The following is a 15,409-nucleotide window of genomic DNA, read 5'->3' on the forward strand; positions in this document are numbered from 1 at the left end:
CAGGCGACAGTGACAGAATTACGACGGTATTCAGGGTGAGGATCAACAATGCAGTGGATTCTGGGAATCGCGTTGGCAGCCGCCGTGTTTGTGATTCTGAAACAATGGGGTGCGTTGTCCGCCGAAAAGAAGAAGGCGGCCACCTGGAAAGTTATCCTGGTCGTGGGCGGCGCACTGCTGGTGTTTATGGTGCTAACGGGCCGGATCCATGTGCTTACAGCGGCGGTGGCGGCCGTTATTCCGCTGTTGCGCAAACTCCCCGCCTTGTTGAAGTTTGCCCCTGAAATCAACCGGTTCATGGGGTCGAAACAGCGGGAAGACGGGCATGCGCAGGGGAACGATCACGCTGGTCCGGGCGCTGATCTGGTCGGCCAGATGTCAGAGCGCGAAGCCTGCGATATCCTCGGCGTGAAAGCCGGTTGTGCCGAGGAGGACATCGTGATGGCCCACCGCCGGCTCATGCAGAAACTGCACCCGGATCGCGGCGGGAACGACTACCTGGCGGCCAAACTGAACGAAGCCAAGCAGGTCCTGCTGGGCAAGCGCCACGCCTGATATCAGGGCAAAACGTCGACCCGCACTTCAAAACTCCGGTTCTCGGACCGACTGCTGTTCACCTGATAGGTAATGCCACTGCGCTCCTGGGTTGATCGGGTTGCGGTGCTTCCCAGTGTTACCCACTGTCCCGGCTCCACACGCCGGATGGTGACTACAGCCTCCGTTTCGTAGCCGTTCAGGTTTGCCGGTTCTTCCTCGAAGGAAACAATGCTCAGTTCGACCGCCTGATCAGAAATAACCTGGGGGCTGACCAGAAAGCCACTGCGCGTTTCGACCTGCTGTAGAAAGGCAGCAGGATTTCGGCCACCACGAACAGCGACGGGGATTGTCCGGACCTGGCCCGAGGTGATGTGTGCCGACTGGCCATCCTGCATGATCACTGATCGTTCCTGAGCGCTGCCGGTACTGGTAACGCGACGCTCTGCGGATATTCCTGCCTGCCCGTTGGACGCGGAGATGCCGGCACCTGAGCGCTTGCCGCCGCTGTCGGTTCTGGAGCGAACGGTGATCCGAACCTGGACTGGCGCTACATCCAGCGTTTCGACAAGCCGTCCGATTTCCTCCAGCAAGGGCGGTTCGCCGCGCACCACCAGTTGTTGCCCCCTTGCAGTCACGGTTACGGGCGAGCCCTGATAGAGCTCGCGGATCTGCACCGCCACATCGTCGCCCGGCCTGTTGTTGAGCTGGTAGGTGCGGGACTCGGCCTGGGCCAGAACCTGGCTGGAGATCAGCCCAAGCAAGAACGCCAGGGCCAGCTGCAGAGGATATCGTCGGACAAAATAGACCATTGATTGCTCCCAACCCTGATGTCGGTGGTGAAAAAACTCCGGCATGCGGGTTGCCAAGGTGAAAACCGTGGGTATATATTGAAAAGCATGAAGACGACACACGCGACCTGTCAATTGAATGTTTTGCAAGCTTTCGGCGCCAAGCCGGCGGCTGCAGTCGCTGCTGTGTTTTTCTGGTGGTTTGGTTATGGCTTTTATTTTAGCCAGAGCCGGGGCCGCCCATAGGATCTTCATCGAACGAATAACGAGGAAGGCAGCCCGGCAGAAAACCCAGGCTGCCACCGGACTCGAAAAGCCCCGACTGGTAGCCCACCAGCCGGGGCTTTTTTGATTCTGACGCAGGGAAACGGAAGCACTGACATGAATATGTCCTTGAACACTGAACTGACACACCAGGTAGTCGGATCACCGGCCACCCACCGGGAAGAAGTGGTTCTGCCAACGCCGGCGGAGCTCAAACTTCAGATGCCGGCCAGCGACGACATTGTCCGGCAGGTCGATGAACACCGGCAGGCAATCCGGCGGATTCTGCAGGGCAGCGACACGAGAACGCTGATCGTCATGGGGCCCTGCTCCATCCACGATGAGGTGGCCGCACTCGAATACGGGGAAAAGCTGAAAGCCCTGGCGGATGAAGTCAGTGATCGCTTCCTTATCGTTATGCGGGCCTACCTGGAAAAGCCTCGGACCACGGTGGGTTGGAAAGGGCTGTTGTACGACCCCGAGCGCACGGGTGCAGGCGATCTGCATGAGGGTCTGCGTCGCTCCCGCCGCCTGCTCCTGAATCTGGCTGCCATGGGGCTGCCACTGGCCACCGAAGCCCTGAGCCCGTTCGCCATGGATTACCTCGGGGATCTGGTGAGCTGGACGGCTATTGGTGCCCGAACCACCGAGTCGCAGGTGCATCGGGAGATAGTCAGTGGGCTACCCATGCCGACCGGCTTCAAGAATGGCACCGATGGTGGTATCGCTGTCGCTACCAATGCCATGAAGTCGGCGTCCCATCCCCATCATCATCTTGGGGTTTCGGCAACAGGCGCGCCGGTGATGATTACCACCCGGGGCAACCCCGACACCCATCTGGTGTTGCGCGGTGGCCGCGGTATCACCAATTACGATGCGGCCAGCATTGAGCAGGCCGTGGGCGCCCTGGCAGAGGCGGGATTGTCCACAGCCGTCATGGTGGACTGCAGTCACGACAACGCCTGCAAGCAGTCAGAACGACAGCTGGATATTGCCCAGGACGTGATGGCGCAGCGCCGCGCCGGTAACCACCATATCCGGGGTCTGATGCTGGAAAGCTTCCTGGAGCCGGGGCGTCAGGACGACGGCGAAGATCTGCGCTACGGCTGTTCGATCACCGATCCGTGTCTTGGATGGGCGCAGACGGAGGCTCTGATCCGCTCACTGTAGACAGCAGTAGCTGTCCGGCCAGCAACAGGAGAACGCCGCCCATCAGCCGGTCGAGCCAGTGCCCGAACCGGTTAAACCCGCGGCGGACGCGGGGCAGGGTAAAGAAAATGGCAACCATGGCGAACCAGAGTGCCGTGGCCAGGGCCATGTAAATGCCATAGCCGGCCTGGAGCACAATGGGTGTGCCTGGGCTGATCACAACAGAGAAAAGGGACACAAAGAACAGCGTTGCCTTGGGGTTCAACGCGTTGGTCAGAAAGCCCAATCGCAGGGCTGCGATACCGGACTGTCCACCCGTCGGATCCTGTTCCACATGAATGCCGCCGGCCCTTGCCCGCAGGCACTGGACGGCAATCCAGGCAAGGTAAAGTGCCCCCAGCACCTTGAGAACATTGAAGAGCACGATCGATTGCTGGATCAGCAGGCCAATGCCCAGCAGTGAATAACACACATGCACCAGAATGCCCCCGCCGATACCAATGGCGCTTAGCAGCGCGTTTCGCCGGGTCTGGCACAGAGCCTGTCTGAGCATCACGGCAAAGTCCGGCCCGGGACTGGCCACTGCCAGCAGGTGGACAAAGGCTACCGTCAGAAATTCCGGCCAGTAACTCTGCATCTTCCCAATTCCTCCGTTGAGACGTCCGTTGCCTGAAAAGTCTGACAGCATAGGCGGAATCGGTGCGTTTTTCATCGTGTGGGTGAAACTTGTCACGGCTTCTATACTGGGGGCACAGCCGTCCCAATCTTCCCTGTTCCCGATTCCGGGAATGCCTGTCAGGAGACCCTTGTATGGAAAAGCGAACCGTAGACGTTGCCATTATCGGAGCTGGAACCGCCGGTATGGTGGCTTACCAGCGCGTGCGCAAACTAACCGACAAGGTTGTGCTGATCGAAGGCGGCCATTATGGAACCACCTGCGCCAGAGTCGGGTGTATGCCGAGCAAGTTGTTGATCGCGGCCGCTGATAACGCTCATCAGATGCAGCTTGGTGAGCTTTTCGGCGTGTCTGCCGGGGATATCAGGATCGACGGAAAGCGGGTGATGGAAAGGGTGCGAAGCGAACGGGACCGCTTTGTTGCTTCGGTGATTGATTCGGTCGAGAAGTTTCCGGATGCGCATCGAATGGAAGGCCACGCCCGGTTTGCCAGCCCGAATCGTCTGGTCGTCGACGGCAATGTCGAGGTTGAGGCGGGGCGTATCATCATCGCCACTGGCTCCCGACCCAATGTTCCCGGGTTCCTGAAAGATGCCAAGGATCGGCTGGTTGTAAACGACGATATCTTCGAATGGCAGGATCTTCCCGATTCGGTGGCAGTCTTTGGCCCGGGGGTGATTGGTCTGGAGTTGGGCCAGGCCCTGAGCAGGCTGGGTGTGCGTGTCCGTATGTTCGGGGTTGGCGGTTCGGTTGGTCCTATCCAGGATGAAACCATCCGGAATTACGCGCTGAAAACGTTTAATGAAGAATTTCCTCTGGATCCGGATTCGGATGTAAAGAAGGTTGAACGTGTTGAAGAGGGCGTTGCCATTACCTTTGAGAGTGGCAACGCCGGTGCAACGACGGAAACCTTCGATTACCTGCTGGCGGCTACCGGGCGTCGTCCTAACGTCGACGGGCTGGATATCCAGAACGCCGGTATTGAGCTGGATAAAAAGGGAGGGCCCCTGTTTGATCCCCATACCCTGCGCTGTGGCCAGAGCCACATATTTATCGCAGGCGATGCCAATAACAGTCTGCCGCTGTTGCATGAGGCAGCCGACGAGGGCCGGATCGCGGGCGATAACGCCGGGTCATACCCGGATGTGCGAACCGGGCTTCGCCGCACGCCGTTGGCCGTGGTCTTCACCGATCCGCAGATTGCGACGGTGGGGCTGACGATTCACCAGGTTGATGAGCGCTGCCGCGGCTGTTTCGCCGTTGGAGAGGTGTCCTTCGAGGATCAGGGCCGCAGTCGGGTTATCGGCAAGAACCGGGGCCTACTCAGAGTTTATGGAGAGCATGGAAGCGGCCTGTTCATGGGCGCAGAGATGTTTGGTCCGGCCGCGGAGCATATTGCCCACCTGCTCGCATGGTCTGCCCAGCGAAGGCTGACCGTCACCGAGATGCTGGAAATGCCGTTTTATCATCCGGTTATCGAAGAAGGCCTGAGGACCGCGCTCAAGGACCTGAACCGCAACCTCAGCATCGGACCGGCGCCAGAGGAGGGTTGCACCGATTGCGGGCCGGGTGTCTGAGCCGGCCCTTAAAAGGAATCAACAGATATGAGGCCTCGCCTCGCTCAGTGTTCCCTCTGGAACCCTTGCATTTCGCTGGCGCCGCGCCCAGATCTTTTCGTGGAAGAAATAGGCAACCGTGTTGATGGCCGGTTCCACCATGGCTATGAGGCTTCCGATGAGCAGGTCACCAGTGAGCAGGTAAGCCACGGTAAAAGCGACGGTAAAATGGGTGAGGGCGAACGTTACCGTCTTTATCAGCGACTGGTCGCCATTCGTGCCATGGTTGTGTACGAATAGTTTTAACGCGCTCATGATTGTCTCCGGTGTCGTTCTTTAATGCGATCATTAGACGCCGGGTGAGAATGATTGTTAAATGAAATGTACTTAGATGATTGATAGGTTAGGGCTATCTTTATTTCTTCTTCTATAGTGTCATTCATCAATCCTATCATCGAGATTAGCAAACTAAACTTCCTGACGTCCGCCGATCAGGCGTATATTCATATATAAACCTGTTATATAACCGCGAAGGAGAAGCGTTATGGGTAAGAATTTCATTGGTCTTGATACCGAGAAAACGGCAAAGCTTGCTGATTCCCTGAATGATCTGCTGTCCAACTATCAGATCTTTTATATGAATGTTCGCGGCTACCACTGGAACATCAAAGGCGACAACTTCTTTGAGCTGCATGTAAAGTTCGAGGAGCTCTACGACGATCTGCTACTCAAGATCGACGAGATTGCAGAGCGGGTTCTGACGCTGGGCCATCGCCCGGCTCATGCCTACAGTACCTACATAGAGCGTTCGGAAGTGCCGGAGCGAAAAGATGTTTCCGACGGCAAGGAAGCGATGGACAACATTGTCGAAAGTTTTGCCAAGCTGATCGGCAAACAGCGGACACTGCTCAGTCTGGCCGGTGAAGCGGACGACGAGGGTACCGTTGCCCTGATGAGCGACTATATCTCCCAGCAAGAGAAGACGGTGTGGATGTATCGCAGCTACCTCGGTCACTGAGCCGAGTGCGCTGAATGAATGGCGACCCTGCGGGGTCGCCATTTTTTTGTCGCTGCAATGCGTTTGTCATCAGATTGTCTTCTGTCTGACGCAGTTATGTCACCTTGCCTCAATAACGTGTGTCGTGAACCAACACACTTTAAAAGACGAGGCGAATATGGAACTGCGTAAATCCCTCCTTGGTACCGCCATACTGGCAACAGTTCTCGGCCTTGCCGGCTGTGACGGCGACGACGGCACAGACGGTGCACCTGGCACCAGTCAGACGCTCATTGAGCTGAATGTGGTGGGCTCCTATCAGGCGGAAGGAGAGGTTTTTGACGAGAGTGCTGCCGAGATTGTCGCCCACGACCCCTCGAATCAGCGACTATTCGTAGTGAATGCCCTCGCCAGTACGATCGATGTGCTCGATATCAATGATCCAGCGATGCCTGTGAAACTGAGCACGATTGACGCCACAGCTGAGGGTGCTGCTGCAAATAGCGTCGCGGTTTATGGTGATCTTGTGGCAGTGGCCATTGAAGCCGAGAACAAGCAGGCAAATGGCAAGGTTGTGTTCTACAACAGCACGGACCTCAACAAAGTTGGTGAAGTTGTGGTTGGCGCGCTGCCCGACATGGTGACCTTCACGCGTGATGGCATGAAAGTGCTGGTTGCCAACGAAGGCGAGCCGAGTGACGACTATAGCGTCGATCCTGAAGGCTCAGTCAGCATTATTGATCTGTCCAACGGCGTAGCGTCTGCCACCGTGACCACCGCCGATTTCACCGGTTTCAATGCTGACCAGGCCGACCTGGTAACCGCGGGCCTGCGGGTCTTCGGCCCAGGCGCCACACTGGCCCAGGACATGGAGCCGGAATACATAGCCGTATCCATCGACAACACCAAAGCCTGGGTGGCCCTGCAGGAAAATAACGCCGTTGCCGAACTGGACATCGCTGCCGGTGAAATCACGGCCATCGTGCCGCTTGGCTTCAAGGACCACAGCATCATCGGCAACGAACTGGACGCCAGCAACCGTGACAGCGGTATCAACATTCGCAACTGGCCAGTGAAAGGCATGTACATGCCCGACGCCATCGCAAGCTACGGCTACAACGGTAAAACCTACTACATCACCGCCAACGAGGGTGATTCGCGGGATTACGATGGCTGGACCGAAGAATTCCGCATGGGCGACCTGACCTTGAACCCAGCCGGTGAGCTGGCGGCCATAACCAATCTGTTGGAAGACGAAAACCTGGGTCGTCTCAACACCACCTCCACCATGGGCATCAGCAACGGCTGCGACCCATCACAGCTGCCCGCTGAACTCGGCGACCTGAACGGTGACACCAATGTGGACGTGGACGACGTCAAGTTCTACGTGGAAAACAGCTGCGAATACGACACCCTGTACAGCTATGGGGCACGCTCATTCAGTATCTGGAGCGCTGACGGCCAGCGTGTTTTCGACAGCGGCAGCGAATTCGAACGAGTCACCGCTAGCCTGATCCCCGACAACTTCAACGGCAACAATGACGAAAATTCCTTCGACAATCGATCGGACGACAAGGGCCCTGAGCCGGAGGCGGTGGCCGTAGGCATAATCAATGGCCAGACTTTCGCGTTTATTGGATTGGAGCGAGTTGGCGGCATCATGGTCTACAACGTTACTAATCCCCAGAATCCGGAGTTTGTCCAATATCTGAATAATCGAGATTTTTCGGTATCCCAGGCGGATCTGGAGGCGGGTATGGCCGGTGATCTTGGACCGGAAGGCCTGGCGTTCATTTCTGCGGATGACAGCCCCAGCGGTAAGCCAATGCTGGCGGTTGGCAACGAAGTGAGCGGCACCACGACGCTGTACAGCATCGACGTAATTGAACTGACTGCAAACTGAGTTCTGACCCTGAAAGAAACCCGGAAGCATCATGATAGGTGCTCCCGGGTTTTGCTTTTCGCCTCAGACAGCAACTTTCAACGGTGGCACCTCCTGGTGCAGGAACCACTTCTCTGTAACCACCTTGCGGGTAAACCAGTGGGAGCGCATCAGGCTGCTGGCCAGAGGCATCTTGACCCAGTCAGGAACCTGCCAGCCCTGGTCTGGCTCGGAGGCGCGAGTGCCGAAGCGTTCGGCAATGGCATCACCGTAAATCTGCAGGGAGGAGGCTGAGTAGTCGGTGGCCTCGCCAATCACATCGGCTGCCAGAAGGGCGGATTCGATCGCCGGCCGTATACCCTCGCCACTCTGGGTGTAGGCAAGGCCAGCGGCGTCGCCAATCAGCATCACACCGTCGTCCACCAGGGGTCTGTCGGCATGGGCGTAGAGCAGATAGGCGTGGCCCTTGAAGCGTCCGGGCAGGTCTTGTGGAATCCGGCCGGTGGATTTCATTTCCTCGACAAACGCTTCCAGATGCCCTGTCAGCTTGTGGTTGTCTTCCCGGCCCAGGCCAATATTCAGGAAATTGCCCTTACGGAACACCCAGGCATAGCCCTTCAGGTCCCGACAGAACCAGAGTTCGGGCGTATCGCCCCGGGCCAGGCAGGCTGAAGCCTGGTCCGGTGTCATTTCAAATTCAACCTCTTTGGCCGCCACAACGGTTTCATGGCCACCGGGGCCATCCCCCAACAATCGCGCAACCGGGCAGAAGTGACCGCCGGCACCGACAATAAGAGGCGCTTCCCAGGTGTCATTGACGACCCAGTTGCCGTCTTTACGAACGATGGATTTGACCGGCGTGGCCAGCTGTTTCGGAGCGTTGACGCGGCTGAGCAGGTAGTCGTCAAATTCACACCGGCGAATACCATAGCTGACTACGTCGCCGTGATCGTTCTCCACGGCCGGCTGGCCCATCATCCCGATGCGAAACCGCCGGATGGGTTGCAGGGTTCGCCCGCGGGAGTATTCCTCCGGGTCAATGCTCAGGGTCTCCATCACGGCAGGCGTAACCCAGCCTGCGCAGGTTTTGTCCCTGGGGAAATTCTGTTTATCAATGATCAGCACTTTTTTGCCGCTGTTTTCGAGGGCGCTGGCCAGGGTGGATCCGGCCGGGCCGGCTCCAACGATGATCAGGTCGTAGTAGTCCATCAGGCCTCCTCGGGTGCCGCAGGAAAGTCGTAAAGATCCCGTCTGTTCCGGGGAAGTTGGTTATTGTCGCCATGGCTGAAGACCACCTGGAACAGCTGCAGAGAACCTGCCCGGAAGGCGGCGATGGAACCGGCCAGATACATGCGCCAGGCCCGGGTGAAGTGGCCGTCGTACATGGCAGTGACCTTGTCCTCGTTCTGGTTGAAGCGCTCCATCCAGTGACTCAGGGTCTGGGCGTAATGCAGGCGCAGGTTCTCGACGTCCAGGACTGAAAAATCGCCGTGCTCACAGATTTGCATGAATTCGCCGATGCTCGGCGGATAGGCACCCGGGAAGATGCGTTTCTCGATCCATGCGTTCATCAGCATCGGGCGGTTGCGGCCAATGCTATGCAGCAGGGCAATGCCGTCAGGCTTGAGGCTGCGTTTGATCAACTCGGACAGGGCCTCGTAATTCTCCTTGCCCACATGTTCGAGCATGCCGATGGATACGAAGGCGTCGTATTGCCCCCTGATGTTCCGGTAATCGTCCTCGATATACTCCACCAGATGATCGAGTTCCTGCTTGCGAGCTTCTTCTCGGGCAAATGCGAGTTGTTCCCTGGAGATGTTGTAGGAGTGGACCTTCACGCCGTAATTGCGGGCCATGTAGCGGGCCAGGCCACCCCAGCCGCAGCCGGCCTCGACCACCGTCATGCCGGGCTTTAACCGGAGTTTGCGGCAAACGTGCTCGAGTTTGGCTAGCTGGGCCTGTTCAAGGCTCAGATCCGGCGTCTCGTAGTAGGCGCAGGTGTACTGCATTTCGGCGCTGTCCAGCCAGAGCTGATAGAACTCGTTGCCCAGATCATAGTGATGGTGAATGTTTTCCTTGGCTTCCGGGATGCCGGTGGATCGGGGGTTGTGGTTGCGCCACAGGGCCTCCAGCCATTTCGGCCACTTCTGACGCGCCTGGTGAACGGACCGGTAGAGGGTTTCCATCAGGTCCGGCAGGTCACCTTCCACCTCCAGGCGACCGGCGCTGTAGAGGTCTCCGAACGCCAGGTTGGGATTGGTTACCAGCGCGTAAAGGGCTTTGGGGTCGGTCAGATGCAGGGTGAACTGCGCGTGTTGACCCTCCGGTTCGATCACATCGCCGTTCCAGAGCCGGAAGCGCAGCGGCGGTGATCCCGCCATCCGCATGAGCTTGGCGATCAGCCAGCGCTCGTAAGTGTGCGGTGACCGGTCCACGTGGGTATTTTCCAGTGGCAGGGTCAGAACATGGCTTTTGGATTCTTGCCCGTTGTCACGGGTTTTCTGGGCAGTGCTCTGGTTCATGGACTCCGCTCTCCCTTGATAACCTCAACATCAATGTTTTTGTCGATGCGCGCGCGCCAGGGTTCCCGAATACCAGTCTGAGAATCGCCGGTTGTCCGTTCAGTATAGAAAACAGTGAGATTTTGTCAGGTTGGCTGAAAATAGAGGAAAACTATTGGAAGGATAGCGAAGAGCGAAAATAGGCGGATAAAAAAATGCCGGGCCCAGGGGCCCGGCATTATTCGGGTCAGTATGAGGAGCTCATACCAAACCATTCAGGGAAAATCACAATCAGCGCCAGCACGAACATCTGTATCAGGATGAAGGGCAGTACGCCTTTATAAATATCGGTCGTTCGCACTCCCGGCGGTGCGACGCCTTTGAGGTAGAACAACGAGAACCCGAACGGTGGCGTAAGGAAGCTCGTTTGCAGGTTCATGGCGATCAGGATGGCGAACCAGAGCATGTTGATGCCCATAGCTTCCGCCACCGGGGCAAGGATCGGCACGATGATGAAAGAGATTTCAACGAAGTCGATGAAGAAACCCAATACCAGAATGACCACCATGGCCAGAATGATGAAGCCCCACTTCTCGCCGGGCAGCTGGAGCAACCATTCTTCCAGCAGATAGTCGCCGCCGGTGTAGCTGAACACCATGGAGAAGGCTGTTGCACCGATCAGGATCGCGAAGACCATGGCGGTCACCTTCACAGTATCCTTGGATGCATCCCATACCATCTTGAAGGAAAACTGGCGGTAGATGATGGCCAGAACCACGGCGCCAACGCCACCCAGAGCGGATGACTCGGTTGGCGTGGCAATGCCGGTGAAGATCGAGCCCAGAACCACCACAATCAGTGCCAGAGGCGGGATGATCGCCAACAGCGCATTGAAGACTTCCTTTTTACGGGAAACGCCTGGCTCATCCGGCATGGCCGGCGCGGTTTCAGGTTTCAGCCTGGTCAGCACCAGGATGTAGATGATGTAGAGCCCCACCAACACAACGCCGGGCCAGACCGCGGCCTTGAACAGATCCCCAACCGGAAGGCCAAGGACATCGCCCAGAATAATAAGGATGATGGATGGCGGCACGATCTGACCGAGGGTGCCGGACGCACAGATGGTACCGGTGGCCAGTCTCTTGTCGTATTTATGCGCCAGCATGACCGGCAGCGAGATCAGACCCATGGCAACTACGCTGGCGCCTACAACACCGGTAGAGGCGGCCAGCAGTGCACCGACCAGAATCGTCGAGATAGCCAGGCCACCGGGCAGGCCACCGAACAGACGGCCCATGGATGTCAGCAGTTGTTCCGCCAGCCTGGTGCGTTGGAGTACCACGCCCATGAAGATAAAAAGCGGTACTGCCATCAGGACGGTGTTCTGCATCACGCTCATGATGCGATAGGGCATAAAGGCAAAGAGATCCATGCCCTCGGCGAAAATTCCGAAAAACAGCGCAACGCCACCGAAGGTGAATGCAACCGGGAAGCCCAGCATCAGCATCACCAGGGCCACACCGAACATAATCATACCGATCATGCGAGGCCTCCTGCGCTGTGCTCACCCGCATACGCTTTCTCCCCGGACATGACCCGGATCGCGTATGTAACCATGTTCAGGCCGGCAATACCGGTGAAAACTGCACTGATGGGAATAACGGATTTGATGATCCAGCGGTGGGGCAAACCGCCAGGATCGCCACTGCCTTCGCCCATGCTGTAAGAGTCCACGGCAAAATCGTAACCATAAATGCCGATCAGGTAGGCAAAGGGAATAACAAAAATGACTGCACCCAACAGGTTGATCCAGGCCTTGGTTTTATTGCTCCACCGGGTGTAGAAAACGTCGACCCGAACATGACCATCCGTGCGCAATGCGTAGGGAATACCCAGCAGGAACACCACAGAATAGAGGTGCCACTCCATTTCCTGCATGCCGATTGAAACGTTGTTAAAAGCGTATCGGGCCACTACGTCGTAAAAGACGTTGGCTGCCATCAGTATCATCGCGACACAGGCAACCCAGCCACAGAAGATGGACAGCCGGGCAAGCCCGTCGTCCAGTTTGATAATCCACCGCATTGATGATCCCCCGCCAGACGGACTGGCGCTTTTATCCGTTGCTATAAACGACAAAACCGGGATCACTCATAGAGCGATCCCGGCTCCGTTACAGCCTATATCTTACTCGACTTCGGCCATGGTGTTGAGGTAGGCACGCTCAGAAATGTTGGTGTAAGCGCGGCTCTTCTCAAGATAGTCGTGCTGGGACTCGATGATCTTGGCGGCCATGTCGCTTTCGGCCGCTGCTTCATCAAGCAGTTTGTTATTGGCCGCGTACATCGCGTCAAAGATATCGTCCGGGAAACGCTTGATCTGGACATTCGGATGCTCTTCGCGAATGTTAGCCCAGGCTTCTGCATTGGCGTGCTGGGAGTGAACCAGCATATCGTAGGAAGCCGTGCGCATGGCAACACGCATGATTTCCTGCAGGTCTGCCGGAAGCTTTTCCCAAACCCGCTTGTTCACAAGGAACTGAAGCTCGGTCGCAGGCTCATGCCAGCCGGTGTAGTAGTAGTCGGCAATTTGCTGGAAACCAAGACGCAGATCCAGTGCCGGACCCACCCACTCGACGGCGTCGATAGTGTTGCGCTCGAGGGCTGTGTACAGCTCGCCCGGAGCGATGTTAGTCGGGTTAACGCCAACTTCTGCGAATACTTCACCGGCGAACCCGGGGATGCGCATCTTGAGGCCCTGAAGGTCTTCCAGTGAGTTGATTTCCTCGCGGAACCAGCCGCCCATCTGGACGCCGGTGTTACCGCCCGGGAACGACAGCATGTTGTGGGGCTCGTAAACCTCCTGCATCAGCTCCATGCCGCCGCCGTGGTAGAACCAGGCGTACTGCTCCATGGCGTTCATGCCGAACGGCATGCTGGTGAAGAACAGGGTCTCTGGAACCTTGCCCTTCCAGTAGTAGGAAGCGGAGTGGCCCATGTCGTACTGGCCAGCCTTGACCATATCGAAGATGCCAAGGGGCGCTTTGTGTTTGTTTGAAGAATCGATACGGACTTTCAGGCGTCCGTCAGACATTTTCTCGACGGTTTCGGCAAAGCGCTTGGTGGTGTCACCGAAAATAGGGAAGTTTGGCCCCCAGGTTTCTGCAAGGCGGAGTGTGAAGGTATCTTGGGCGAGCGCCTGCGAGGAGGCAAAGGTTGTTGCCACAGCCAGCACAGCCGCGGAAAGAACAGAACGGATCTTCATTGCTCTTCTATCCTCTTATCTTTTTTGTGGGTCGAGCGTCTCCCCTTTTGGGGAAAATCACTCTTAATGCTAGTTCACGTTAGCAATTATCGTTAACAAACGAAATCAAAAACCGCTTGGTGTACGACCTTGGTCGTACGGCGGATCAGATGTCGTCCATGCGGCTGATCTGGCTCGACAGTCGCATGGCCTCGTGCTCTTCGAGGGAAAGCAGATCCTCAAGCAAGGCCTTGGCCTCGGGAATCTCTGCCTTGCCAATCAGGGAATCGTAGAGATCCATCACCTGGTCGTGGAACTGGAAGATTTCCCTGGCAATATCCTGAAAGCTCATTGACGCGTAGTGCGTGTAGGAGTCAGCACTGGCCCTAATTGGTTTGTGGTTCAGGTAGTCGTACATGCGGGTATTGAGAGCCTTCGGATCAGCCTGTTTCTCGAATTCCCGTACGGCTTTCTCGAGAATGGTTTCGTGGCTGGACAGGTAGTCGAGGAGGGCGCTGGCTCGCTCGTCGTTGTTGAGCTTGGCGGACTCTTTCAGGCACCTTGCAAGATGCGCGTGCAGTTGCCTCGTCCATTCGATGAGATCCTCGAACGTTTTTATTTCCATTGAGTTGCTCCTTGTCGGGCAGTTCGGTTGTAGTTGGCTTTACCGGTAAGTCTAGTCAAACTTGGAGATTACAGGGTACCTGAACCGGGCCCGGGAACCAGCGGAGCGGAAATCGGCCATGGCAACGACACTCGGCATCATTGAAGGATTTTACGGCCCCATGTGGACCTGGCAGGAGCGGCGGCAACTGGTTCGCACCCTGGCGCCCCATGGTTACGGATTTTATCTCTATGCCCCGAAGGCGGATGTTTTTCTGCGTCGGAAGTGGCAGCAGCCGCACCCGCCGGCGATGGCCGCGGAGCTGGCCGATTTCTCGCGCTTTTGCCGTAGCGAAGGCGTTCGTTTTGGTGTCGGCCTGAGTCCGTTCGAGGTGTTCAACCGGTTTGACGACGAGGCCAGGGCGGCGCTGGCAGAAAAACTCGCCCTGCTGGAGCGCATCGGGATAGATGAGCTGGCGATTCTGTTCGATGACATGCGGTCAGACACTCCGGACCTTGCCGGTACCCAGACGGACATTGTGCACTGGGTCCGTGACCGTACTTCAATCAAACAGCTGAGTGTCTGTCCCAGCTATTATTCCGATGATCCGGTTCTCGACCGCGTGTTCGGGGAGCGTCCGGCGGATTATCTGGAGACGCTCGGGCGCAAGCTGGACCACTCGGTGAACGTGTTCTGGACCGGAGAGGAAGTGTGTTCCCGGGAAGTGTCACCCGGCCATCTGAAACGTGTCGGAGACCTGCTTGGCCGCAAGCCGGTGCTCTGGGACAACTACCCGGTCAACGACGGCGACCGGATGTCGCAACATCTGCACCTGCGAGCCTTCACCGGGCGACCGGCGGCCAACGCGGCGCACCTTGCCGGCCATGGTATCAATCCGGCCCTGCAGCCAACGCTGACGGCCATCCCGGCTATCACGCTGGCGGAGTCCTACCGCCTGGGACCCTCCTATCAATACGGCCAGGCATTCCGCCATGTCGCCCGCGAGGTGCTGGGCAGGGAGTTGGCAGCGCAGCTGCATGCGGATTTACTGGTGCTGCAAGACGCTGGCTTGGGCCGGATCAGTGATGAAAAGCGCCAGAGCCTTCAGCATACCTACGATGCCTTTGACCACCCTGCAGCCAACGAGATTCTGCGCTGGCTGGCGGGTGAATATCAGGTGACCGATGAGATGGTGGCCACGCAGTAGGCGGT

General features: G+C 57.4%; 15 protein-coding genes. 6 read left to right on the forward strand and 9 right to left on the reverse strand.

All coding sequences use genetic code 11. The annotated features are described in order from the left end of the window. The first annotated feature begins 48 nt into the window (after positions 1–48). Positions 49–555 carry a J domain-containing protein gene (locus AC13DD_RS09175; protein WP_008173338.1) on the forward strand — a complete coding sequence of 169 codons (507 nt, stop codon included), beginning with the start codon at positions 49–51 and terminating at the stop codon, positions 553–555. Between the two features lie 2 nt (positions 556–557). Here the strand turns inward: AC13DD_RS09175 and AC13DD_RS09180 are convergent, their stop codons facing one another. Next, positions 558–1,346: a secretin N-terminal domain-containing protein gene (locus tag AC13DD_RS09180; protein WP_008173336.1), complete on the reverse strand. Its 789-nt coding sequence runs from the start codon at positions 1,344–1,346 to the stop codon at positions 558–560. A 360-nt stretch (positions 1,347–1,706) separates the two neighbouring features. On the opposite strand from AC13DD_RS09180, the gene AC13DD_RS09185 reads away from it, so the two are divergent. After that, a complete protein-coding gene (locus AC13DD_RS09185) occupies positions 1,707–2,759 on the forward strand; it encodes a 3-deoxy-7-phosphoheptulonate synthase (protein ID WP_014578460.1) in 1,053 nt (350 codons plus the stop codon). Here the strand turns inward: AC13DD_RS09185 and AC13DD_RS09190 are convergent. Next, complete coding sequence (locus AC13DD_RS09190; RefSeq protein WP_053113149.1) at positions 2,704–3,375, reverse strand: LysE family translocator; 672 nt, start codon at positions 3,373–3,375, stop codon at positions 2,704–2,706. The genes AC13DD_RS09185 and AC13DD_RS09190 overlap by 56 nt on opposite strands. A gap of 173 nt (positions 3,376–3,548) precedes the next feature. Here AC13DD_RS09190 and AC13DD_RS09195 point away from each other — a divergent pair, with 173 nt between their 5' ends. After that, the gene (locus tag AC13DD_RS09195) at positions 3,549–4,991 is read left to right on the forward strand and encodes a dihydrolipoyl dehydrogenase (protein ID WP_008173330.1); all 1,443 of its coding nucleotides are present in this window, start codon (positions 3,549–3,551) and stop codon (positions 4,989–4,991) included. Positions 4,992–5,009: 18 nt separating this feature from the next. Here AC13DD_RS09195 and AC13DD_RS09200 read toward each other — a convergent pair whose 3' ends face one another. Then, entirely contained in the window at positions 5,010–5,285 is a 276-nt protein-coding gene (locus AC13DD_RS09200) for a DUF2061 domain-containing protein (protein ID WP_175497340.1), read from the reverse strand. Between the two features lie 229 nt (positions 5,286–5,514). Between AC13DD_RS09200 and AC13DD_RS09205 the strand changes: the two genes are divergently transcribed. Both AC13DD_RS09205 and AC13DD_RS09210 read left to right on the forward strand, forming a co-directional pair. Further along, on the forward strand, positions 5,515–5,988 hold the full coding sequence (locus AC13DD_RS09205) for a Dps family protein (protein WP_014578457.1): 474 nt from the start codon (positions 5,515–5,517) through the stop codon (positions 5,986–5,988). Positions 5,989–6,145: 157 nt separating this feature from the next. Further along, positions 6,146–7,870 carry a choice-of-anchor I family protein gene (locus AC13DD_RS09210; protein WP_053113147.1) on the forward strand — a complete coding sequence of 575 codons (1,725 nt, stop codon included), beginning with the start codon at positions 6,146–6,148 and terminating at the stop codon, positions 7,868–7,870. Between the two features lie 63 nt (positions 7,871–7,933). On the opposite strand, the gene AC13DD_RS09215 is transcribed toward AC13DD_RS09210, so the two are convergent. From AC13DD_RS09215 to AC13DD_RS09240, 6 genes are all read right to left on the reverse strand, one after another. Beyond that, a complete protein-coding gene (locus AC13DD_RS09215; protein WP_053113146.1) occupies positions 7,934–9,058 on the reverse strand; it encodes an NAD(P)/FAD-dependent oxidoreductase in 1,125 nt (374 codons plus the stop codon). Beyond that, a complete protein-coding gene (locus tag AC13DD_RS09220) occupies positions 9,058–10,371 on the reverse strand; it encodes an SAM-dependent methyltransferase (RefSeq protein WP_053113145.1) in 1,314 nt (437 codons plus the stop codon). The genes AC13DD_RS09215 and AC13DD_RS09220 overlap by 1 nt, the downstream gene beginning before the upstream one ends. Before the next feature lie 226 nt (positions 10,372–10,597). Further along, entirely contained in the window at positions 10,598–11,893 is a 1,296-nt protein-coding gene (locus tag AC13DD_RS09225) for a TRAP transporter large permease (RefSeq protein WP_014578453.1), read from the reverse strand. Beyond that, positions 11,890–12,435 (reverse strand): TRAP transporter small permease subunit, encoded by a 546-nt coding sequence (locus AC13DD_RS09230; protein WP_482931074.1) that lies wholly within the window; start codon positions 12,433–12,435, stop codon positions 11,890–11,892. The genes AC13DD_RS09225 and AC13DD_RS09230 overlap by 4 nt, the downstream gene beginning before the upstream one ends. 102 nt (positions 12,436–12,537) lie before the next feature. Beyond that, positions 12,538–13,614, reverse strand: a complete 1,077-nt coding sequence (locus tag AC13DD_RS09235) for a TRAP transporter substrate-binding protein (protein WP_482931075.1) — start codon at positions 13,612–13,614, stop codon at positions 12,538–12,540. A gap of 145 nt (positions 13,615–13,759) precedes the next feature. Next, a complete protein-coding gene (locus tag AC13DD_RS09240; RefSeq protein ID WP_008173312.1) occupies positions 13,760–14,218 on the reverse strand; it encodes a hypothetical protein in 459 nt (152 codons plus the stop codon). A gap of 118 nt (positions 14,219–14,336) precedes the next feature. On the opposite strand from AC13DD_RS09240, the gene AC13DD_RS09245 reads away from it, so the two are divergent. Beyond that, positions 14,337–15,404: a beta-N-acetylglucosaminidase domain-containing protein gene (locus AC13DD_RS09245; protein ID WP_473977465.1), complete on the forward strand. Its 1,068-nt coding sequence runs from the start codon at positions 14,337–14,339 to the stop codon at positions 15,402–15,404. Positions 15,405–15,409: the final 5 nt, after the last annotated feature.

Source organism: Marinobacter sp. L-13 (assembly GCF_056857715.1).